Here is a 20,938-nt window from a genome sequence, read left to right on the forward strand (position 1 = left end):
TGTGCTTATCACGCTCACGTACGCAGGCCTTTTGATGTTTCCACTTGAACTCGCCATTGATCCTAGCATTATCCTCGCTTTAGCTGCGGTCGCTTTTATTGCCGGCTTTATTGATGCCATTGCTGGCGGCGGCGGACTCCTCACCATTCCAGCCTTACTAATGGCAGGCCTACCCCCACACTTGGTATTAGGTACCAATAAGCTCAGTGCCACCTTTGGCTCTGCTACGGCAGCCCTGACCTTTTACCGTCGCAAACTCTTTAAGCCGGCCAAATGGCGCACCGGCCTACTCTTTACCTTTATTGGTGCAATTACTGGCGCAGTCATCGCTCAATACATGCCTGCCAGCTGGCTCAATCAAATGCTGCCGATCATTGTCTTTAGCTGTGGTTTGTATTTATTGTTTAATCCCACTCCGCCCATTATGGATAATGATGAGATTGAAATTAAAAAAGGCCGCCAAGCTCCGCAAGGCTTTACTCTAGGCTTTTATGATGGCGTAGCAGGACCTGGCACCGGCGCATTCTGGACCGTGAGCACCTTAATGCTCTATCCGATTGATTTATTACGTGCCAGCGGCGTTGCGCGCAGCATGAACTTTATTAGTAACATTACCGCGCTGACGATTTTTATTTTAGCCGGTCAGGTAGCCTGGGTATTAGGCATTAGCATGGGATTAGCGATGATGGGGGGCGCGATTTTAGGCGCCAAAGCGGCGATTCGCGGCGGCAACAAATTAATCCGCCCAGTGTTTATTTTAGTCGTATTAGCCCTTACTGCGCGCTTAGCGTGGCAACACTGGGTTAGCTGAGCCCTGACCTTGGCGCTCCTCAAGGTAACTATCAATCAGATAACGACTGATAGTACCTTTATCGGGGAGTATTGGCAGCTGATCTAAGCTAAACCACTCGGCGCTGCGCAACTCATCTTGCTGAATGACAATGTCGCCAGCAACATAATCGGCAATAAATCCAAGCATCAGCGAATGCGGAAATGGCCAGTTCTGACTCGTTACATAACGTATATTAGCAATCTCTAATTGCACTTCTTCATACACTTCACGCGCCACGCAGTGCTCGATTGTTTCCGCCGGTTCAGCAAAGCCTGCCAGCACACTGTACATGGCACTTTTAAAACGTTGCCCCTGAGCCAACAGCAGTTGATCACCCTTAGTCACCAACACAATCATGCTGGGAGAAATCCGCGGATATTGCTGCAACTGACAGACAGGACACTGCATCAAGCGTTGCTCTGGCATCTGCCGCATAGGCTCTGCACAGCGTCCACAATACTGATGATCATTCAGCCAAGTACCAATCTGGCTTGCATAAGATAGCATCTGATAAAAATCAGGCGGATACAGATCAATATAATCTCGCACACTGACCCAGTCCGCCTGCCGCTTTTCTAACTCACCAGAGATCGGCCACTGCTTAAGTTGCAGCAAGTAGATCGCCTCACCCTTCAACCAACCTAGAGGCTGAAAAGGCAACGCCAATGCTTGCAGCCATTGAGTCTCAGCATACGAATGCAAAAGACCTTCCCCAAAAGATAAAAATCGCATCCTAAAGTGAATTAGGACACGCTTATCTAACTGCTCTATTGAGGGGAACCCATTCACCCAAGGTAAATTAATTATACTCATATAGTTGACATCCTATCCCCCCTAAAGGGTTTGGACTTCTAGATAGCCATGCCTGACCGCGAGAGTGTTTCGCCCCGCATTAACATCGCAGTCGTGAGCGGCACCACCCTCACTGCACATCCATTCTCTTATTCGCAAACCTGCGATACCTTTTGGCCTCGATTCGTGCAAGCTACCGCCACTCGAAAAGGCTTGAGTGGTCTTAAAATAGGTGGACACTGTGTTTTTGAACCCCATCCTTACCTGGCTTTTGCTTACAGTGCTCAGACAATACATTAAGAGCAGTAGACAAAATTCCACCAAGGTTGCAAAAGCCATCCTCCCACTAAAAGCACGAGGTCTTACGTGATTTTGATAATATGAGCTGCAACCTACATCTGGAACAAATATTTTCGAAACTCATGCGTTATTCAAGCACGTAATCAGTCTTTAAACTCAGGCTGTTGTTTCATCATTTGCGCTGCCATTGCTTGCTTTAAATCATCGGCTTGCAACATGGCTGCATTCCAGGTCGCAATATAATTTAAACCATCGGCTACCGAGTGATCACGGGCATAGCGAATCATTTCTTTGGTGCCTTCAATGGCAATCGGCGACTTGCTAGCAATGGTCGCTGCCAGCGCCAGCACTTGTTCAAGCAGTGTGGCGTGATCTGGGTACACCTGATTCACTAAGCCAATTTGCTTGGCTTCCGTGGCATCAAAATCACGGGCAGTATAGGCCAGTTCACGCATGACACCATCACCAATAATATGCGGTAGACGCTGCAAGGTTCCCACATCTGCCGCCATTCCGATGTCGACTTCTTTAATTGAAAATACTGCATCCGCTGCGCAATAACGCATATCACAAGCGGCAATTAAATCCACCGCACCACCAATGCAATAACCGTGGATTGCAGCTAGCACCGGTTTACTGCAATTTTCAACTGCACTTAACGAGCTTTGCAAGTCTTGAATGGTGGCACGCAATAAGCGCGCATTGCGCCCCGCATCTTTTGCAAATTTAGCAGCAAAGCCTGCAAACATTTGCAAATCAATACCGGCGGAAAAATGCTTACCCTCTCCAGATATCACCACAGCACGCACTTCTGGAGTTTCAGCTATCCAGGCAAAAATTTGCTTAATTTCCGTCCAAAATGCCTGATTCATCGCATTCAGTTTTTCTGGGCGATTTAATTGAACATGTGCCACTTTATGCGCGAGCGAAAGTTTAAAAAACTGATAACTGTCCATTTTTAACCTATTGTTTTTTCTAATTTTATGAGTGCGTGCAACCATTAATACAAGTGTGTAACTATAACAACCCCAAGTAAAAAGTCGATGCATAGTTTAAAGGCGACCTACTCTAGACAGTAAACCTTGGCTCCGCTCAATAAAACTCGCTATAGCACTTGATATTTTCTGTTACAAAAGAGAAAGTGCGTTAACTTTTTGGGAGGTCCACACATGTCTGCGTCATTTGCTGCCGCTTTTGGGCGTAATTTCTTAGGCCAGTCACCAAACTGGTATAAACAAACCATCCTGTTTTTCATTATTATCAACCCGATTGTACTGGTCAGCTTTGGCCCAGTAGCCGCTGGTTGGTTATTAGTGGCAGAGTTTATCTTCACCTTAGCCATGGCGCTCAAGTGTTACCCCTTGCAGCCCGGAGGCTTATTGGTAGTAGAAGCAGTTATTTTACAGCTGGCCTCACCCGACGCCCTGTATGAAGAGCTGGTACATAACTTTCCTGTCTTATTGTTATTGATGTTCATGGTGGCAGGCATTTACTTTCTGCAAGATTTACTCTTGGTGGCCTTCTCTAAGCTACTTTTAGGAGTTAAGTCTAAAACCACTTTAAGTGTTTTATTCTGTGCCTTATCGGCCGTACTGTCGGCCTTTCTTGATGCCTTGACTGTCACCGCGGTCATTATCAGCGTCGCCGTAGGTTTCTATGCGGTGTATCACAAGGTGGCCTCAGGAAAGAACCCACAAGATGACAGCAACTACGGCTCAGACACTGAAGTAATTGAACTACACCGCGAGCATCTTGAAGAGTTTCGCGCATTTTTACGCAGTTTACTGATGCACGGTGCTGTTGGTACCGCGCTAGGTGGGGTATCAACTATTGTTGGTGAGCCGCAAAACCTACTCATCGGTAAAGAGATGGGCTGGAACTTCGCCGAGTTCTTTCAGCATATGATGCCGGTATCGATTCCTGTATTTTTTGCCGGTATTGCCACCTGCGTTCTACTCGAAAAAACCCACTGGTTTGGCTATGGCGCGCAATTGCCTGCCCCAGTACGCAAGGTGCTAGCTGATTTTGAGCGCACCCAGGCCGAACGCCGTAGTGCCAGTCAAATTGCAGCGCTTTGGGTGCAAGGTATTGCCGCAGTTATTTTAATGCTAGGCTTAGCCTTTCACGTTGCTGAAGTCGGTTTAATTGGTCTGCTGGTCATCGTGTTAGTCACTTCTCTTACTGGGGTGACTGATGAGCATCAAATTGGCCGTGCATTCCAAGATGCCATGCCCTTTACTGCTTTATTAGTAGTTTTTTTTGCAGTAGTGGCTGTTATTCAAGAACAAGCCTTGTTCGCTCCGTTAATTGACTGGGTACTCACTATGCCAACCGAACAGCAACCCAGCATGCTGTATATTGCCAACGGTTTACTGTCAGCAATCAGTGATAACGTATTCGTTGCCACCATTTATATTGGTGAGGTTAAAAAGGCCTTCGATGCGGGAAGCATGACTCGCGAGCACTTTGACCTACTGGCGATTGCGATTAATACCGGAACCAACTTGCCCAGCGTAGCTACACCGAATGGGCAAGCGGCGTTTTTATTCTTACTTACCAGTGCCATCTCACCGCTGATTCGCCTCTCTTATGGGCGCATGGTGTGGATGGCATTACCCTACACCATTGTCATGGGTACCTTAGGTTGGTGGGCAGTTAGCCATTGGGCCTAGCAGCTTAAGCCATCTAAAACCCGGCCTAGCGCCGGGTTTTTATTTGACCGAAAAAAACTGGAGCCAACAACAGATGCTGACTCCAGTTTTTAATGGCAAGTTAGTAACCGTTAAGTTACGGACGCACCGCCGAGACCTCAATCTCAATCAGCCAACCTGGATTGGCTAAAGCTGCCACTTCTACTGCTGAACGCACCGGTAACTTAGGCTGAGCTTCAGTGCCAAAGAACTGAGTGTAACCTTTCATAAAGCCAGAAAAATCCACCTTGCCTTCCTCAGCGACTAAAAACACCTGCATCCGGTACACATCACTCATACTCAAGTTTAAGCTTTTGAGGTTGTTCTCAATCGCCTTAAGCACCGAGACTGTTTGTTCTTCCATCGAACCATAGGCTGCTAAAGAGGCTGCATCGGCTTTCGCATTAATCAACGTAGGCACTTGCCCACTTAAATGGACTAAGGTTTTATTAGCTGGTACTTCTACCGCTAACGAAATTGGAAAATCTGAGTCAGGCAACTTGTGACGAATCACCTCACCTTCAGCGGCATGCACCATGGAAGCTCCCATAATTGTTGCCAAGGCAACGCTAGCTATCTGTTTTTTCATTATCGTTTCCTTTAATTAATCACGTAGTATGGACCTAGCGGCCACTTAAGGCTTTTACATCATCCATTGTGGCTTGGGTTGGAAAACTATTACCTAGCTTATCACTACGAATATAGTTCACTACTTCTAGGATCTGCTCATCGCTTAAGTATTCCTTAAAGCTTGGCATGCCACCTAAACCGTTTAATAAGACAAAAATTGGGTAGGCCGGTGCCGTTAATGAAGGGTTACCCGCTAGTGCCGGATAAAAACCAGCCCCAGTGTTAGCTCCCTTACCTTGCTCCATGTGACAACCCTGACAGATACTATTAAAAATATCCTCACCACTTCTTTGCTCAAAGTTTCCACTTTCTGAAACTGTTGGGGTACCTGCCATTGCAGCCATCGAAAAAACTGAACTCAAGCTAAAGGTGAGCGCTAAACTAACAAACTTTTTCATTCTGAAGGCTCCCAATTAAGCTGATTTATTTTGCGTGGAAACGGCATGGGTATGCAGACGTTTGATCGCATCGAGTGATGATAAAATCGCCCCTTCTAACCAAGCAGGAATATGCGACGCATGCTCACCTGCAAGAACAATTCGGCCATCAATTTCACAGAGATTTTGATAATGCTCTTTACGCGACTCAGGCGTCCATAGACCATAGCAACCGTTAGTCCAAGGCACTCGGTGCCAACCAACAGCAATTCCGTTTTCAAACTCATCTTTATACTGTGGGTGAATTTTAGAGCCGTACTCTAAGACTTTCTGAATCCGCATTTCAGGCTGCATTGCGGTAAATTCATAGGCATTGGCACCCCACATGTAGGCACCTAGCAACACACCTTTTTTCGCAAAATAGTCAGTGCTCGGGTAGCTAATCAGCTCAATTGGCATATTGGTGTAACTTACGCCACCATAAATCTGGTCATCTTCTTCCCAGAAACGGCGCTTAAATTGTAGTCCCACTTTTAGTGACGCATCATAGGGTACCGCGCGAATCGCATTCTTCATCTTGTTGCTGAAGTTGGCTGGAATTTGCCCAAGAATCGATAGCGGAATGGTACAGACACACCAGTCAGCAGTTTCAGTTAAGGTATCGCCTGGGTTTTGGCTATCGACATAACTAACCGTCACGCCTTTATCATCCTGTTGGATTTTAGTGACCTTACTGCTGTAACGAATTAAGCTGCCGACTTCTTTTTCAAAGGCCTTAGCAATCATATCCATGCCGCCAACAGGCTGGAAAATCGTGCTTTGGTATTCAAAGGCATGGCCGGTATTAAGGTGCTGCCAAAGACTAGAGTTCAGCAACTCAACACCCGCCATAGGTTCTGAGTACTGCTCTTCTGGCATCAGGCCGCCTCCTGGCATAACCTCATAACCGCGCATTAGACTGGCTTCTAATGACTTCACATATTTGTCTTGGCCATTGAGCGAACCCCATTGGCGCATTGCGGTGAGCAAACGCTCAGAGTCTTCTTTGGTTAACGCATCATCTAAGGCTTTTTGGTTAACACACTTAGCTAGCAACTCGGCAATGTGCCCTTGGAAGTCACCCTGCACTTCACGGTAACGCTTAGGTTTGCCGCCAAAGGCTTTGGTGTCATGGAAGTAAGCATTGTGGTTAATCTGGTTAAACACTTCTAACTTCACATCGAACTTTTTGCAGTAATGCAGTACCGCGTAGTGGTGATACGGGATACGCCACGGACCGGGGTTTAGATACAGACCTTTATCAAACTTACACTCTTGGGTTGCGCCACCTAGCTCGGTGAATTTATCACCCCCACGCAGGGTCCAGCAGCGACCACCAGCTTTAGCGTTGTATTCTAAAATTTTAACTTTATAACCTGCTTTACGTAGCTCGTAAGCAGCAGTCATTCCTGCCACTCCAGCACCTAAAACTAGGACCGATGCCCCTTTAGGCGCACCGCTGATTTCATAATTTTCACCATCAAAGCTTGATTCGCTGGCAAAACCGAGCGTTGTCATTGCTTGATACATAGCTGCCGCGCCGGCGGTTTTACCAATCCACGACAGTAACGCACGTCGACTTAAACCTGGAGTAAAATCCATTCTTTCTTACCTCATGTGCAAGGCGTTGGCTGATGACTGCATGGATAAGCGGGTAAGCCTAACCACTGGTTCATCAGCACCTCATTATAATTGGCTGTCAAAAGACTTTTCTTAAGGGCAATTTTTTGCACTTAGAAAAAACCTTGTCACTATGACAGCTATCTGAGGCAAAATGTCGCAGCCTTGATACCCCCACCCGCATTATTTTCTCAGTTAGAGATGAGAATTATTCTAATTATGCGACACTCGGATAATTGTAGGACAATTTGCAGTCACTTTTTTAAAGCTTTTTATATTAGACTTAACGCCATATTTAACCGATTTGAGGATGCTATGAAATCATCAGCCAGTAGCCGTTTAGTTTTCTCCACCGACCCCCAAGCACTGTGCCCAACCTGTCAGCAAGCGCCAGCGGCTTGCCGCTGCAAAAGCGCCCCCACTTTTAGTGGCGATGGAACGGCACAGGTTCGCCGCGAAACCAAAGGCCGAGGCGGCAAAACAGTGACCACCATTAGCGGATTGCATTTAGATAAAGTTGCGCTGAAGAAACTTTGTGCCGAGCTAAAGAAGCGCTGTGGCGTGGGGGGTGCGGTAAAAGATGAGCAGGTGATTGAAATGCAAGGCGATCAAGTCGAGCTATTACTCAACGAGCTGAATAAGCGCGGGTTTACTGCGAAAAAAACCGGTGGTTAACGACATTGCCCCAGTCAGTGCTGGGGCAATTTAACCTCACTCAGTTAAACCTGCTTAAACTCTTGCTCGGCTTGCTCAAAGCGCTGCTGAATCGTTTGGCTAGGAGCCTTATCACGCAAGCTCACTAACAAAATGGCAATAATTGCTAAGGCAAAGCCTGGAATAATTTCATACAGGTTAGAGTCGATTAACTCCTTCCACACCACCACTGTAATTGCTCCAACTAGCATGCCAGCGAGTGCGCCATTACGGGTCATGCGCTTCCAGGTTACCGACAACAGCACCACTGGACCAAAGGCAGCACCAAAGCCAGCCCAAGCATAGGACACCAAACCTAACACCTTACTCTGCGGGTTAGCAGCAATAGCTACCGCAATCAGGGCAATGGCTAACACCATTAAACGCCCCACCCAAACCAGCTCAGCTTGTGAAGCATTCTTACGTAAAAATGCTTTATAGAAGTCTTCGGTTAAAGCACTGGAACACACCAAAAGCTGGCAACTAAGGGTACTCATTACTGCCGCTAACACACCAGCTAAAATGACACCTGCAACCCAAGGGTTAAACAAGATTTTGGCTAACTCCATAAATACCCGCTCACTATTACCGGTAACGGCACCGGCTTGCTCTGGGTGATTTTCAAAGTAAGCGATACCAAAGAAGCCCACTGCAACTGCACCGCCTAAGGTTAAAATCATCCAGGTAATACTGATGCGACGGGCTGCAGGGATACTCTTAACTGATTCAGCCGCCATAAATCGCACTAAAATATGCGGCTGGCCAAAGTAACCTAACCCCCAGCCAAACAGCGAAATCAGCGCAATAAAGGACACGCCATCAAACATATCAAAGCTTTTTGGATTAACCGCTTCAATAGTGGCAAAGGCAGTATCCAAATCACCCAAGGCTAAAATGACAAAAATCGGGGTAATTAAGAGCGCAAAAATCATTAACGTCGCCTGCACGGTATCCGTCCAGCTCACCGCTAAAAAACCACCAATAAACACATAAAGTACAGTCGCCGCTGCCCCTACCCATAACGCTGTGCTGTAATCCAGACCAAAGGTGCTTTCAAATAATCGCGCACCCGCCACTACCCCTGAGGCGCAATAAATAGTAAAAAACAGCAAAATAACTAAGGCGGAAATAATCCGTAGTAAACGGCTGTGATCTTCAAAGCGGTGGGTAAAGTAATCCGGCAGGGTTAAGGCGTTATTACTGTGTTCGGTGTGTACCCGTAATCGTCCCGCAACAAATAACCAGTTTAAATAAGCGCCCGTGACTAGACCAATAGCAATCCAGCTCTCGGATAAGCCCGACAAATAAACCGCTCCGGGTAAGCCCATTAATAACCAGCCACTCATATCTGAAGCACCTGCCGACAAGGCGGTAACTACACTGCCTAGGCTGCGGCCGCCTAAAATGTAGTCTGAAAAGTTTTTCGTTGCGCGCCAGGCAATAAAACCAATTAAAATCATCGCACTGATATAGATGGTGAAGGTCACCAATGTCGGCGTTGAAATGCTCATACTCATCCCCTAATGATTAACTTTATAACGCTCAGCTCTCCACACCGAACCCTATAAACAAACGCGCAAGATTACCTGTTTAAGCAACTTTTTTGTAGCAATAGCCTGATTTAGCTTAAATTAAGCCCATTTTTTCTAAGGGATTTGCCCCTAGCTTAGGAACTAAGGCTAGGCTTAGGCATCTGGTACAGGCACTCTACTGCATTTGATCAGGCAAACCATGGAGGTTACCCATGCCTTATCTTCGTTATGCTCCTTTCGTTATTACCCTACTCTTGCTATTCGCCAGTATCAGTTTATGGCCCTACAGTCTCTGGTGGCTGCTGGCTAGTCTTAGCTTAGCTGCACTGAGCATATTGGGCATTAGCGATCTGACCCAAACTCGCTCTGCCTTGCGTCGTAACTACCCTATCACTGCCCATATTCGTTATTTATTTGAATATTTACGCCCTATGTTGCGGCAATACATTGTGGAGGACGATGATGAGGAGGTGCCCTTTTCCTTTGAGCAACGCTCACTGGTCTATCAGCGCGCCAAACAAGCCTTAGAAACTCGCGCCTTTGGCACAGAGAAAAATGTTTATGCCGAGCAATACGAATGGATTAATCACTCGTTACAACCCAGTCTGATCGATAGTGCCGATTTTCGCGTCAGCATTGGTGGCCCTCATTGCAAGTTTCCCTACTCGGCCAGTGTCTTTAATATTTCAGCCATGAGTTTTGGTTCGCTCTCACCCAATGCCATTCGCGCACTAAACCAAGGCGCGAAACTGGGCAATTTTTATCATGATACCGGTGAGGGTTCGCTTTCACGCTATCACCAAGAACATGCCGGCGATGTGGTCTGGGAACTAGGGTCTGGCTATTTTGGTGCACGCGATGCCCAAGGCAATTTTAATCCTGAAGCCTTTGTTGAAAAGGCCACCTTGGCCCAAGTCAAAATGATTGAGCTCAAACTCTCCCAAGGCGCTAAGCCAGGCCATGGTGGCGTTTTACCTGGTTCGAAAGTGAATAGCGAAATTGCCCTTACTCGAGGTGTGCCAGAGGGCATTGATTGTATTTCTCCTGCACGCCACTCGGCTTTCTCTACCCCAGAGCAACTGCTTGAGTTTATTGCCGAACTGCGTGAACTGTCAGGTGGTAAACCGACTGGTTTTAAGCTAGTCATTGGCCATCCCTGGGAATGGTTTGCCATTGCCAAAGCTATGCTCAGCACGGGCATTACTCCAGACTTTATTGTAGTTGATGGTGCAGAAGGCGGTACTGGTGCAGCGCCTTTAGAGTTTGCTGATCACTTAGGCACCCCAATGCGCGAAGGCTTGATGTTGGTGCACAACACCTTAGTGGGTCTAAATTTACGCGATAAAGTCAAAATCGGTGCAGCAGGTAAAATCATCACCGCCTTTGATATAGCCAAAGCTATCGCCCTAGGTGCCGACTGGTGTAACTCCGCCCGTGGTTTTATGTTTGCGCTAGGCTGTATTCAGTCGCAGTCTTGCCATACCGACCGCTGCCCCACAGGTATTGCCACCCAAGACCCTAAGCGCTGGCGCGCACTGGCTGTCACCGACAAAGCCCAGCGCGTAGCAAACTTTCAGCGCAACACACTACGCGCGTTACAAGAAGTCATCGCTGCTGCTGGTTTACAACATCCCAATCAGCTCACTCCTGAGCATATTATTCAGCGAGTGGATCCGGTGACTGTACGCTCACTTGGGGCGCAATATCCGTACCTCAATCCCGGCGATCTGTTACGTCCTAACTACCTGCCTGAACATGCCGTATTTCAGCGCTTTTGGCGCGATTCTAGGGCGGATAGCTTTAGTTTTACTCCCAAACCACAAGGCAAATAAACGACTTAAGCTGGATAGATTTGCTTTTACTAAACAAAGCGGCTAAAGTCCGCAGCGTCTTGGGGGAGTAGTCTGCTAGTTGCTATAGGTAGCTAGTGCTTAGCGTCAACATACTTGGTCAACAGACCATGGCCTAAGCGACCATCATAATGGTTTGACAAGACCCATGACATATACCCTACCCGGGGCGGGAAGGTGTGTATGTCATGGTTCGCAAATTCCCGCCCCTGAGGTATTTAATTATGTGGGAATCTCTCCTTGTTCCAACCGGAATTGTCACCCTCGCTGAAATTGGCGATAAAACACAACTCTTAGCCTTGATCTTAGCTGCACGCTATCGCAAGCCTATTCCTATTATTTTAGGAATCTTGGTGGCCACCGTGGCTAATCACTTCTTAGCTGCGGCCGTTGGTAATCAAGTCGCAAGTCTATTTAGCCCAACCACCTTAGCTTGGATTTTAGCGGCTAGCTTTGCGGCGGTTGCACTCTGGACTTTAATTCCAGACAAAATGGATGATGAAGACTCAACTAGCAAAAAGTACGGTCCCTTTGTTGCCACTCTGATCGCCTTTTTTATTGCTGAAATGGGCGATAAAACCCAAGTGGCTACGGTGATGCTGGCAGCGCAATACTCACACTTTACAATGGTGGTGATTGGTACCACCTTAGGGATGATGATTGCTAACGTACCGGTCGTATTAGCCGGTAACTTTGCCGCCGATAAACTACCGCTTGACTGGATCCGACGCATTGCGGCCTTGTGCTTTGCCTTACTGGCGGTTTACGCTGCCTACCAAGCATACAGCGGCAGTCTTGCCTAAATCTGTTCTGCGGCGCAATGTTCAGCGCCGCTTCCCCCTGTTTCTTCTGAAAGCTAGGCAGTAATCTGCTAGACTACTGCCCCTGCTTAAACCCTGTTGAGACTGTTTGACTATGTCATCTGATACCCCAGAAACACCCCGTCTTATTAAGAAGTACAGTAATCGCCGGCTCTATGACACCCATACCAGCAGCCATATTACGCTGGCCGATATTCGTGAGCTGGTGCTTAGTCAGGTGCCTTTTCAAGTGGTTGAAGTGCCCTCGGGCGATGACATTACTCGCACCATTTTACTGCAAATTATTCAAGAGGCAGAAAATGCCGGCGAGCCGATTTTATCTAGCGATATGCTTAAAAGTATTATTTGCGCCTACGGCCCTATGCAAACAATGTTTGCCGGTTTTCTTGAATCGAATATGGCCACCTTGCTCGAAATTCAACAAAAGGCTGGCAATCAGTCAGGCGAAGCGTGGATGCAGTTTATGCAAGGGCAAATGCCTGCGATGCAACAACTGATGTCGCAGTACTTAGAACAGTCCAAAAGCCTCTATTTGAATACACAAAACATGTTTGGCTTATTTAATCCCTTTAACAACAAACCCAAACAAGACTAGTCGGGCATTTATTGACATCCTCCCCGGCCTGAAGGCCGGAGATTCCTACGGCGCTCAGGTGCGGCATTGAGCCGCCTCTGAGTCGCTTCGGTGGGTTCCTGCTGCTGGCGACCTTACCGCATCGCTCACTTCACAGGCGAACCGGGCGTGTCCCGCCCTTAAGATATTGATCGCGCCGACCAGATCGGCGTTTTCCTCGAAGCCGCATTCCACGCAGGCGAACTTTGCCTGACTGGTGCGGTTCTCCGCCGACACATACCCGCAAGCCGGACAGGTGCGGCTGGTGTTCTGTGGCGGCACGACAATCAGATAGCCGCCACTCCAGGCCAGCTTGTAATCCAGTTGGCGGCGGAACTCGAACCAGCCTTGATCGAGGATGGACTTATTTAAGCCGGACTTGGCCCGAACCTTCTTACCCGGCTTTTCGGTGGTACCCGCCGCCGACTTGGACATGTTCCGTACCTGCAAATCCTCGATACACACCATCGCGTGGTTTTGGCTGATCGTGGTCGTGGCGTTGTGCAAGTAGTCGCGGCGGGCGTTGCCGATGCGGGAATGGATACGCTGGACGCGGGCCTTCGCCTTCTTCCAGTTGTTACTGAATTTGGTCTTGCGGCTCATCGACTGCTGCGCACGGCGCAAAGCAGTTTCATGCCGTTTGAAGCTGTTGAGCGGCGCATAGCACGTGCCGTCCGAGAGCGTGGCGAAGCGGGTGATACCCATGTCGATGCCGACCGCGCCGCCTTGCGGTAGCGGTTGCTCAACCTCTCTCTCGGTCTGAATCGACACGAACCACTTGCCGCAAGACTGGCTGACGGTGATGTTCTTCACCGCGCCCAGCACCTCGCGGCTGTTGCGGTAGCGTAGCCAGCCCAGTTTGGGCAGGAATACGCGGCTGTTCGCCTGATCAAGCTTGACTTGCTTCGGGTCGGGATAACGGAAACTATCCGACTGGCCTTTCTTCTTGAAGCGCGGGAAGTCGGCCCGCTTGGCGAAGAAGTTGCTATAGGCCCGCTCCAAGTCCTTGAGCGTCTGCTGTAACGGGTGAACGGGCGCATCGGCCAGCCAAGCCGTCTCTGAGCTGTTGCGCCACTCGGTAAGCAACTTGCACAAGCCCGCATAGCCGAGCTTCTTCTCGCCCTGCTCGTAGCGTTCCTTCTGCAACGCCAGCGCCTGGTTGAACACGAACCGACAAGAGCCAGCGAAGCGGCGCATTTGTCGCTCTTGCTGGCCGTCTGGCCGCAATTCGTATTTGTAGGCTTGAAGTCGTCGCATACTCAATTATACTCTTGGTCCATAAGCAATGACAACGACACTCGATAATGACGGCACTGTGCTTTTAAGATACACGTCCATTTGGTCTTTGTGGTGAAATACCGCCGCGGAGTGTTCGATGGCGACGCCCTCTGTCGGCTGCGCACCATCTTTGCCAAGACCTGCGCCGACTTCGAGGCGCAACTGATCGAAATGGACGGCGAGGACGATCACGTCCACTGCTGGTGGAGTATCCGCCCAAGGTGGCTGTTTCCAACCTCGTGAACAGCCTCAAAGGCGTTCTTTGGTCGCCGCCCTACTTCGCATCATCCTGTGGTGGCGCGCCGATTTCCATCGTGCGCCAGTACATTGAACAGCAGCAGACTCCACACTAAGAACTAAGAACTAAGAACTAAGAACTAAGAACTAAGAACTAAGAACTAAGAACTAAGAACTAAGAACTAAGGACGGCTACGCCGTCCGCGCTATCCTTCCCCGCCCTGAACGACGGGGCTTGTCGCGCTCCGGGGTCAATCAATGGAAAAAACTGAGCTCGAGTTATCTGCTGCAAATCTGCTGCGGCTAACTCGAGATCTAACCCACGTCTGCCGCCACTAATAAATAGGCTAGACAATGTGGTAGCAGACTGATCAATAAAAGTGCGCAACGCCTTTTTTTGCCCAATCGGGCTAATTCCGCCGACTAAATAGCCCGTCACTCGCTCAGCTTCTTTGGGATCCGCCAATTGCGCCTTTTTTACCCCCGCCACCTGAGCAATGGCTTTTAAACTCAGTTGATGCGCAACTGGTAGCACTGCCACCAATAACTCCTCTTTATCGACTTTAACTAGCAGCGTTTTAAATACCCTAGCAACTTCCACTTGGAGCTTTTCAGCAGCCTCTAAACCGTAAGAGTTCACTGTGGGATCATGCTGATAACTATGTAAATTAAAGGCAATCCGATTTTTTTTCAGCAGCGTGACAGCAGGCGTCATAATTAAAGTCTAACCTAATCAAATTTAATCCTAGTAATTTACTCCCAGTTGGTTAGCCTTCCAAGTGATTAGGTTATGTTAACTGCCAGCCACTGATCATTTCTCTCCTTGCTTCTAGGATAATCTATGCTGAAAAAACTCATACTCAGTAGCTGTTTACTCACCAGCTCAGTTACTAGCTACGCAGCTGAACACTGGAAAGTGTTGGTCAGTCCTTTTATTTGGGGAGCTTCATTAAAAGGCGATCTCGCCTTAGCAGGCAAAAAGCCTGCTGTTGATATTCCTTTCTCAGAGCTGGTCAATGATGTCGACTCTATTTTCATGGGCAACCTTGAACTCACTAACTCTCATTATGGCTTTTATATAGACGCCATTAACGTTGACACCGATAGCAATGACCGTGTCATGGGACAAAAAATCAGCTATAAAATTGATCAAACCACAGTGGCATTGGGTGCTTTTTATCGCGCATTTAACTACGAATTGGGCGGAAACCATTTATTTGATGAGCCAAGACGTATTTCTATCGATCCAACAATTGGTGCTCGCTGGACAAAGTTAACAGCTGAAGTCCAATCCAAACCCTTTGGCCTAAAACTATCAAAAAAAGCAGAATGGACTGATCCATTTGTCGGTCTGCGACTCACTGCTGACCTTACTAATAAATGGAATCTTTCGTTACTTAGCCAAGTCGGCGGCCTAGATACTGACAACAAAAAGACGCATAACCATGAAGCCTATTTGGGTTATCGGGTCTATCTGCTCGATCATCCAACCATTATTCGAGTGGGCTATCGTTCATTAAGCCAACGCTATACCTCCACCGACTTTACAGGACATCGTTTCAAGTACGACATACGCCAATCTGGCCCAGTAGTTGGAATGACAATGCGTTTCTAATCTATAGATAAGGAAAATTAACTATGCGTAGTTTGCTTAATAGAAAACTCAAAAAAGCGGTTATGGTGCCGACATTAATAGGCACTTTAGCTTTTTCAGCTATTGCCGATGCCTGTACGCGTGTGGTTTACCTAGGTGAAGGTAATCGCATTATTACAGCACGCTCAATGGACTGGAAAAAAGATATAGAAACTAATTTATGGATATTTCCACGTGGTATAGAGCGTACAGGAGAGGTCGGCCCAAACTCCATCAAATGGATCTCTAAATATGGTAGCGTCATTTCTTCAGGCTATGATATTGCGACCACCGATGGCTTGAATGAAAAAGGCTTAATGGCCAATGTGCTATGGCTGGTTGAGTCAACATACCCAGCTTTTACTGAAAAAAGTAAGCCAGGGCTCACGTTAGCTGCCTGGGCGCAATATGTACTCGATAACTTTGCCACTGTAGAGGAGGCGGTGACTGCATTAAAGCAAGAACCCTACACTATCGTCACTGCCGAGGTGCCAGGAGAACAGCGTTTAGCTACTTTACACCTATCACTCTCTGATGCTTCGGGCGATAGCGCGATTATTGAATACATTGATGGTAAACAAGTCATTCACCATAACCGCACCTACCAAGTAATGACTAATTCGCCAACATTCGAGCATCAACTTGCACTCAACGAATACTGGCAACAAATAGGTGGGGAAACCATGCTACCTGGCACCAACCGTGCTGCTGATCGTTTCGTACGTGCTTCTTATTATGTGAATCGTATCCCCCAAGCGGCATCCCCTGAAGAGTCCATAGCCAGTATGTTCGGGGTGATCAGAAACGCGTCTGTACCCTACGGCATAAGCACCCCAGATCAACCCAACATTTCTTCTACGCGCTGGAGAACGCTTGCTGATCATAAAAACCAGCTGTATTTCTTTGAGTCAGCACTGAGTCCGAGCATTTTTTGGGTGGACTTAAAAAAGGTTGATTTTTCATCAGTAACTGGCCAAACCAAGCAACTGAAGTTAGAGGCTAATCAAGCGCGAGTGCTCAGTGGCGAGGTTTCTCAACAGTTTAAACCTCACGCCCCTTTTAAATTCTTAGGGTTATAACGAATTCCACAGCCGTGCTGTCCAGCAAAGCTAGGCAGCACGGCTGTGGCTGCTATTAACTTAAACTTGAATCCAGCACCTCGTGCTCAGTGACGACCTGCTGCGCTTTAGCATAGCTTTCCATCAACAACTGATAGGCTGGAAAAATATGGGTGTAAGTTTCCGCCCAAGCCAGTGCATCAGCTCTATTCCATGTTTTCTGTAGCTCAGAAGCTACCGCCGCCGTGTCAATCGGCACAACACCTGCTTGTAACATGCGGGCCAAGGTGATTTCTTGCGCCATCTTGCTATAGGTACCTGAAGCATCAATCACCACAAATACTTTATAACCTTCGGCCACCGCGCTAATCGCTGGAAACGCCATACACACACTGGTAATGGTGCCGGCAATAATCAAGGTTTTACGGCCGGTAGCCTTTACCGCTTGAACAAACTCGGCATTATCCCAAGCATTAATTTCACCTTTGCGGCCAATATATTGAGCGTGGGGAGCATTTTGATGGATTTCTGGAATCAAAGGTCCATTCGGGCCTTGAGGCACAGAGGCGGTAGTGATCAGCGGAATTTTCGCCAAGCTAGCAATGCTCGCTAACGCACTGGCTCTTGCCCGTAATTCAGGCACCGACATATCACCTACAGTTTGAAATAAGCCACTTTGATGATCAATCAATAACATCAACGCATCATCGGCCTGGATCACTGGCGCTTGGCCGTTAAAGTTTGCAGGAGTACTCATGTTATTTACCTCTTGGAATGATTAAATTAAACCTACGCTTTACATCAATCGATGATGCTGCAGGTCGGTTAAGGCTTGCTCTATTTGCTGCTCGGTATTCATCACAAAGGGGCCGTAGCCCACAATAGGCTCCTGTAAAGGTTCGCCACTGAGCACTAGCAAATGGGTGTGGTTATTCGTCTCTAGTTGAACACTGTCACCTTGTGCACTGAGCAGTACGGTTTGCCCTTCGCGCACCACACTTTGCTGATTAACCAGTAGCGTGCCCTGTAGCACGACCAACATTGCCGGCCAGTTAACGACTAGCCCTAACTCAAACTCGGCCTGAGGCTCTAGTGACATATCCAATAGCTGTAATGGACTATGGGTTTTGGCAGGTCCTTGCTGGCCTGCATACTCACCTGCAATAACCCGTAAGCGACCTACTTGATCGGGTAATTCGAGCTGCGGTATTTGTTTGGCGGTAATCGCTTGATAACGTGCGGTAGTAAATTTGGCACGGGCGGGTAAATTCACCCACAACTGGACCATGTGTAATTTACCACCGGCTTTAGCAAACTGCTCGGAGTGATACTCTTCATGCAAAATTCCAGCGCCTGCGGTCATCCACTGCACATCACCCGGCCCAATAGTGCCGCCTTGTCCCAAGGAGTCGTGATGAGCTACTTCCCCCTGATAAACCAAAGTCACCGTCTCAAATCCTCGGTGTGGGTGCAGGCCTACACCTCGACGTGCTGTGGTGGGCTTAAAAATGGTCGGTGCAGCATGATCCAGTAATAAAAAAGGACTAATACGCTGTTCTTGCAGCTGATAAGAAAACAACGTTCGTACAGGAAAACCATTGCCCACCCAATGCTTTGGGTGGGCATTTAACAGCTCAAGAATTGTTTTCATTACGTAGTTCTCCTTTATTACTCTGACTCATCCTAAAGTTAGCCTGTGCCCTGCAATAGCCCCTCAGAGCAATACGCTGTGTTCTACGCTTAGAACGAACTTATTAGCCTAGTGCTCTAGTAGGGTTTTGCTGCATAATCCGCTCCTACCCTTAATTACAATAAAAAAAGCTAGGTTTACCATGTTGTCACCTGAGTCACCCCAACACACGCTAACTGCCCGCTCAACCTGGTTAGGCTTTCAGCAATTACTGCCTATTTCGCTATTTGTCGCTGCATTTGGCACAGCCTTTGGTTTAGCTGCTACTCAAATGGGGCTAAGTAATAACAATATTTTGCTGATGAGTGCTTTCGTCTTTGCGGGCGCTTCGCAATTTGCCGCACTTGAACTATGGGGCGCACAGGTCTCGATAATCCCTGTGCTTGTCACTGTCTTTGCCATTAATGCACGGCACTTGTTGATGGGCGCCACCCTATACCCTTGGCTTAAAAACCTGCCCCCGCGCCAACGTTACGGCTCTATGCTGCTGGTTTCAGATGCTAACTGGGCCTTTGCCTTACAAGCCTTTAATCAGGGACGAACAGGTTTTGGCCTATTACTAGGCGGTGGTATCGCGCTCTGGCTCTTTTGGAGCCTAGGCACTTGGCTGGGAATTTATTTTGGCAACGTCATCACCGACCCCAAGGTATTAGGCTTGGATATGGTGATGGGCTGTTTTTTACTAAGCATGGTCATTGGCGGTGAAAAGAACCTACGTATGCTAATTATTTGGCTAGTGGCAGGCTGCACCTCATTGGGTGCCTATTATTTTCTGCCAGAAAACACCCATGTCGTAGTCGGCGCTCTCGCTGGCGGTGCAGCTGGGGTGTTACTTGCAGAGGCTCGCCCATGAGTATTGCGACCACTGAGTGGGGAACCTTTTATCTTATTGTCCTGATGGCCATCGTGACCTTAATCACTCGCTGGGGTGGGGTTTATGTGATGGCCTTTATTCCTATTCGTTTAGGTGTGCGTCGGTTTATTGAAGCGATGTCCGGCTCGGTACTGATTGCACTGCTTGCCCCCATGGCCATTACTGGTGATCTTGCCAGTCAAGCGGCTTTAGCGATCACTGCCGTCAGTATGCTGTTAATTAAAAAGCCCTTAGTCGCGATTAGTCTAGGCGTTCTCACCACCGCACTGATTAGACAGCTGTATCTTATTTAGCTAACGCCATAACCTACACTGTCATCAGTTTGTCATCTGAATTAAGGAAACTAATAGTTGCTCACATCCACCTCAGCATAAGCTGCTGAGCTAGTTTGCATAAAAAACGCTTAATAAGAGAACATTTTCCCAGAAAAGCCTCTAATAAGCGTCTATTTCAAACTATTTGGAGCAGGCTTTACCCCCTTGGTTGTATCTGGCACTGCCTTAACTACCTCGGTAAGACGGCAGTAACCCCTAGACCTTCTTGTATGGTACACGCCGATGACACTACTGAAGACAGCTATCGCTAACAACGAATCTAACCGTCAACTTCTAGCCCAACTTCAAGCCGAGTTTGAACAAAAGCATGGTGCTATTCAGACTCAACCATTAATTCAGCGCTGTATAAATGCCAGCTTTTATAATGGTAATCCCGTCGCATCCAAGCAAAAATCCAGTCAAGTGTAAGCGGTACAGCAGCACTAGGTAAGACCATTCAGTACTTACCTAGTGCCTCTTTATAACTAAATAAGCGCAACATAAGAACAATTTACGCTATGGATAAAAACATTTGTTTTATTTTTCTGCCAGAGTCGATACAGTGCAAAAAGTTTACTCTTTTACCCAAAAGTAAACCTCTTAGCGCCTAGCCATCAAACCCGATGCTAAATAGCTCTGCCTCATGGAGGAACCACATAATGATAAATAAAATTGTACTCGTCCTACCGCTGATAGTACTTGCCGCCTGCGCAGGAGAAAGCTGGCTCAATGCCCGCCATCGCCCTCAATCAAATACTGCCACCCCAACAGAGCCGATCCACTTTACAAATACAGTTAAAGCGCCTCAGGCACAAACCTTAGGCGATAGTGGCGCACTACCACATACGGCCAAACCTGCTGATTTTCCGGAAGCCCCCTACGACCCAAACGCCGAGTACACCTATACCTTTTAAAGGCAAGATGGCTTTGCACTCGCTTACGGCTGAAATGCCGTATTAGGCTTAAAGATGCACTTAATTAAAAACTGTGCTTTACTAGCACCCTCTTCTAGAAGTGAGGACGACCTCACCGCTCTTTCTCAGTTAGGGACGGCCCTAATTCGTC

At 47.8% G+C, this 20,938-nt stretch carries 20 protein-coding genes, 2 pseudogenes and 1 riboswitch; of the genes and pseudogenes, 12 read left to right on the forward strand and 10 right to left on the reverse strand.

Annotated features, from left to right (window positions below; all coding sequences use genetic code 11):
- Positions 1 to 34 precede the first annotated feature (34 nt).
- Entirely contained in the window at positions 35 to 811 is a 777-nt protein-coding gene (locus tag AKN87_RS03395; protein ID WP_053099623.1) for a TSUP family transporter, read from the forward strand.
- Here the strand turns inward: AKN87_RS03395 and nudC are convergent.
- Both nudC and AKN87_RS03410 read right to left on the reverse strand, forming a co-directional pair.
- On the reverse strand, positions 785 to 1,645 hold the full coding sequence (gene nudC / locus AKN87_RS03400) for an NAD(+) diphosphatase (RefSeq protein ID WP_080995495.1): 861 nt from the start codon (positions 1,643 to 1,645) through the stop codon (positions 785 to 787). The genes AKN87_RS03395 and nudC overlap by 27 nt on opposite strands.
- A gap of 422 nt (positions 1,646 to 2,067) precedes the next feature.
- Positions 2,068 to 2,880: a crotonase/enoyl-CoA hydratase family protein gene (locus AKN87_RS03410; protein WP_053102470.1), complete on the reverse strand. Its 813-nt coding sequence runs from the start codon at positions 2,878 to 2,880 to the stop codon at positions 2,068 to 2,070.
- Positions 2,881 to 3,093: 213 nt separating this feature from the next.
- Here AKN87_RS03410 and nhaB point away from each other — a divergent pair, with 213 nt between their 5' ends.
- Complete coding sequence (nhaB, locus tag AKN87_RS03415) at positions 3,094 to 4,596, forward strand: sodium/proton antiporter NhaB (protein WP_053102471.1); 1,503 nt, start codon at positions 3,094 to 3,096, stop codon at positions 4,594 to 4,596.
- Between the two features lie 115 nt (positions 4,597 to 4,711).
- Here nhaB and AKN87_RS03420 read toward each other — a convergent pair whose 3' ends face one another.
- Genes AKN87_RS03420 through AKN87_RS03430 form a run of 3 tightly spaced genes read right to left on the reverse strand, consistent with a single transcriptional unit; the run spans position 4,712 to position 7,262 of the window.
- Positions 4,712 to 5,203 (reverse strand): RidA family protein, encoded by a 492-nt coding sequence (locus AKN87_RS03420; RefSeq protein ID WP_053102472.1) that lies wholly within the window; start codon positions 5,201 to 5,203, stop codon positions 4,712 to 4,714.
- A gap of 34 nt (positions 5,204 to 5,237) precedes the next feature.
- Positions 5,238 to 5,642, reverse strand: coding sequence for a c-type cytochrome (locus AKN87_RS03425; RefSeq protein ID WP_053099629.1), 405 nt, complete (start codon positions 5,640 to 5,642; stop codon positions 5,238 to 5,240).
- A gap of 15 nt (positions 5,643 to 5,657) precedes the next feature.
- The gene (locus tag AKN87_RS03430; RefSeq protein ID WP_231692552.1) at positions 5,658 to 7,262 is read right to left on the reverse strand and encodes a flavin monoamine oxidase family protein; all 1,605 of its coding nucleotides are present in this window, start codon (positions 7,260 to 7,262) and stop codon (positions 5,658 to 5,660) included.
- Between the two features lie 333 nt (positions 7,263 to 7,595).
- Between AKN87_RS03430 and AKN87_RS03435 the strand changes: the two genes are divergently transcribed.
- Positions 7,596 to 7,955, forward strand: coding sequence for a translation initiation factor Sui1 (locus AKN87_RS03435; protein ID WP_053102473.1), 360 nt, complete (start codon positions 7,596 to 7,598; stop codon positions 7,953 to 7,955).
- 44 nt (positions 7,956 to 7,999) lie between these two features.
- On the opposite strand, the gene putP is transcribed toward AKN87_RS03435, so the two are convergent.
- The gene (gene putP / locus AKN87_RS03440) at positions 8,000 to 9,484 is read right to left on the reverse strand and encodes a sodium/proline symporter PutP (RefSeq protein ID WP_053102474.1); all 1,485 of its coding nucleotides are present in this window, start codon (positions 9,482 to 9,484) and stop codon (positions 8,000 to 8,002) included.
- A gap of 233 nt (positions 9,485 to 9,717) precedes the next feature.
- Here putP and AKN87_RS03445 point away from each other — a divergent pair, with 233 nt between their 5' ends.
- From AKN87_RS03445 to phaR, 3 genes are all read left to right on the forward strand, one after another.
- Positions 9,718 to 11,337 (forward strand): FMN-binding glutamate synthase family protein, encoded by a 1,620-nt coding sequence (locus tag AKN87_RS03445; protein ID WP_053102475.1) that lies wholly within the window; start codon positions 9,718 to 9,720, stop codon positions 11,335 to 11,337.
- 49 nt (positions 11,338 to 11,386) lie between these two features.
- A riboswitch (yybP-ykoY riboswitch) is annotated at positions 11,387 to 11,549 on the forward strand.
- A 30-nt stretch (positions 11,550 to 11,579) separates the two neighbouring features.
- On the forward strand, positions 11,580 to 12,158 hold the full coding sequence (locus tag AKN87_RS03450; RefSeq protein WP_053102476.1) for a TMEM165/GDT1 family protein: 579 nt from the start codon (positions 11,580 to 11,582) through the stop codon (positions 12,156 to 12,158).
- 112 nt (positions 12,159 to 12,270) lie between these two features.
- Positions 12,271 to 12,771 (forward strand): polyhydroxyalkanoate synthesis repressor PhaR, encoded by a 501-nt coding sequence (gene phaR, locus AKN87_RS03455; protein ID WP_053099634.1) that lies wholly within the window; start codon positions 12,271 to 12,273, stop codon positions 12,769 to 12,771.
- 54 nt (positions 12,772 to 12,825) lie between these two features.
- Here the strand turns inward: phaR and AKN87_RS03460 are convergent, their stop codons facing one another.
- A complete protein-coding gene (locus tag AKN87_RS03460; RefSeq protein WP_053102477.1) occupies positions 12,826 to 14,046 on the reverse strand; it encodes an RNA-guided endonuclease InsQ/TnpB family protein in 1,221 nt (406 codons plus the stop codon).
- A gap of 69 nt (positions 14,047 to 14,115) precedes the next feature.
- On the opposite strand from AKN87_RS03460, the pseudogene tnpA reads away from it, so the two are divergent.
- Positions 14,116 to 14,420 (forward strand): annotated as a pseudogene (gene tnpA / locus AKN87_RS12080) (IS200/IS605 family transposase).
- Positions 14,421 to 14,569: 149 nt separating this feature from the next.
- On the opposite strand, the pseudogene ybaK reads toward tnpA, so the two are convergent.
- A pseudogene (gene ybaK / locus AKN87_RS03470) lies at positions 14,570 to 15,019 on the reverse strand (Cys-tRNA(Pro) deacylase); the annotation flags it as partial.
- A gap of 126 nt (positions 15,020 to 15,145) precedes the next feature.
- On the opposite strand from ybaK, the gene AKN87_RS03475 reads away from it, so the two are divergent.
- Together AKN87_RS03475 and AKN87_RS03480 are read left to right on the forward strand one after the other, a co-directional pair.
- Positions 15,146 to 15,919, forward strand: coding sequence for a hypothetical protein (locus AKN87_RS03475; RefSeq protein WP_231692615.1), 774 nt, complete (start codon positions 15,146 to 15,148; stop codon positions 15,917 to 15,919).
- A 62-nt stretch (positions 15,920 to 15,981) separates the two neighbouring features.
- Entirely contained in the window at positions 15,982 to 17,016 is a 1,035-nt protein-coding gene (locus AKN87_RS03480; RefSeq protein ID WP_053103623.1) for a linear amide C-N hydrolase, read from the forward strand.
- Between the two features lie 55 nt (positions 17,017 to 17,071).
- On the opposite strand, the gene AKN87_RS03485 is transcribed toward AKN87_RS03480, so the two are convergent.
- Together AKN87_RS03485 and AKN87_RS03490 are read right to left on the reverse strand one after the other, a co-directional pair.
- Positions 17,072 to 17,752 carry a hydrolase gene (locus AKN87_RS03485; RefSeq protein WP_053099638.1) on the reverse strand — a complete coding sequence of 227 codons (681 nt, stop codon included), beginning with the start codon at positions 17,750 to 17,752 and terminating at the stop codon, positions 17,072 to 17,074.
- A gap of 39 nt (positions 17,753 to 17,791) precedes the next feature.
- The gene (locus AKN87_RS03490) at positions 17,792 to 18,646 is read right to left on the reverse strand and encodes a pirin family protein (RefSeq protein ID WP_053102479.1); all 855 of its coding nucleotides are present in this window, start codon (positions 18,644 to 18,646) and stop codon (positions 17,792 to 17,794) included.
- A 181-nt stretch (positions 18,647 to 18,827) separates the two neighbouring features.
- Here AKN87_RS03490 and AKN87_RS03495 point away from each other — a divergent pair, with 181 nt between their 5' ends.
- The 3 genes from AKN87_RS03495 (at position 18,828) to AKN87_RS03510 (ending at position 20,787) form a co-directional block, all read left to right on the forward strand.
- Positions 18,828 to 19,538 carry an AzlC family ABC transporter permease gene (locus tag AKN87_RS03495; protein ID WP_053102480.1) on the forward strand — a complete coding sequence of 237 codons (711 nt, stop codon included), beginning with the start codon at positions 18,828 to 18,830 and terminating at the stop codon, positions 19,536 to 19,538.
- Entirely contained in the window at positions 19,535 to 19,852 is a 318-nt protein-coding gene (locus AKN87_RS03500) for an AzlD family protein (RefSeq protein WP_053099641.1), read from the forward strand. The genes AKN87_RS03495 and AKN87_RS03500 overlap by 4 nt, the downstream gene beginning before the upstream one ends.
- A 680-nt stretch (positions 19,853 to 20,532) precedes the next feature.
- Positions 20,533 to 20,787: a hypothetical protein gene (locus AKN87_RS03510; protein ID WP_053102481.1), complete on the forward strand. Its 255-nt coding sequence runs from the start codon at positions 20,533 to 20,535 to the stop codon at positions 20,785 to 20,787.
- The last annotated feature ends 151 nt before the right edge of the window (positions 20,788 to 20,938 follow it).

Origin of the sequence: Thiopseudomonas alkaliphila (assembly GCF_001267175.1) — a bacterium.
Lineage (GTDB): Bacteria > Pseudomonadota > Gammaproteobacteria > Pseudomonadales > Pseudomonadaceae > Oblitimonas > Oblitimonas alkaliphila.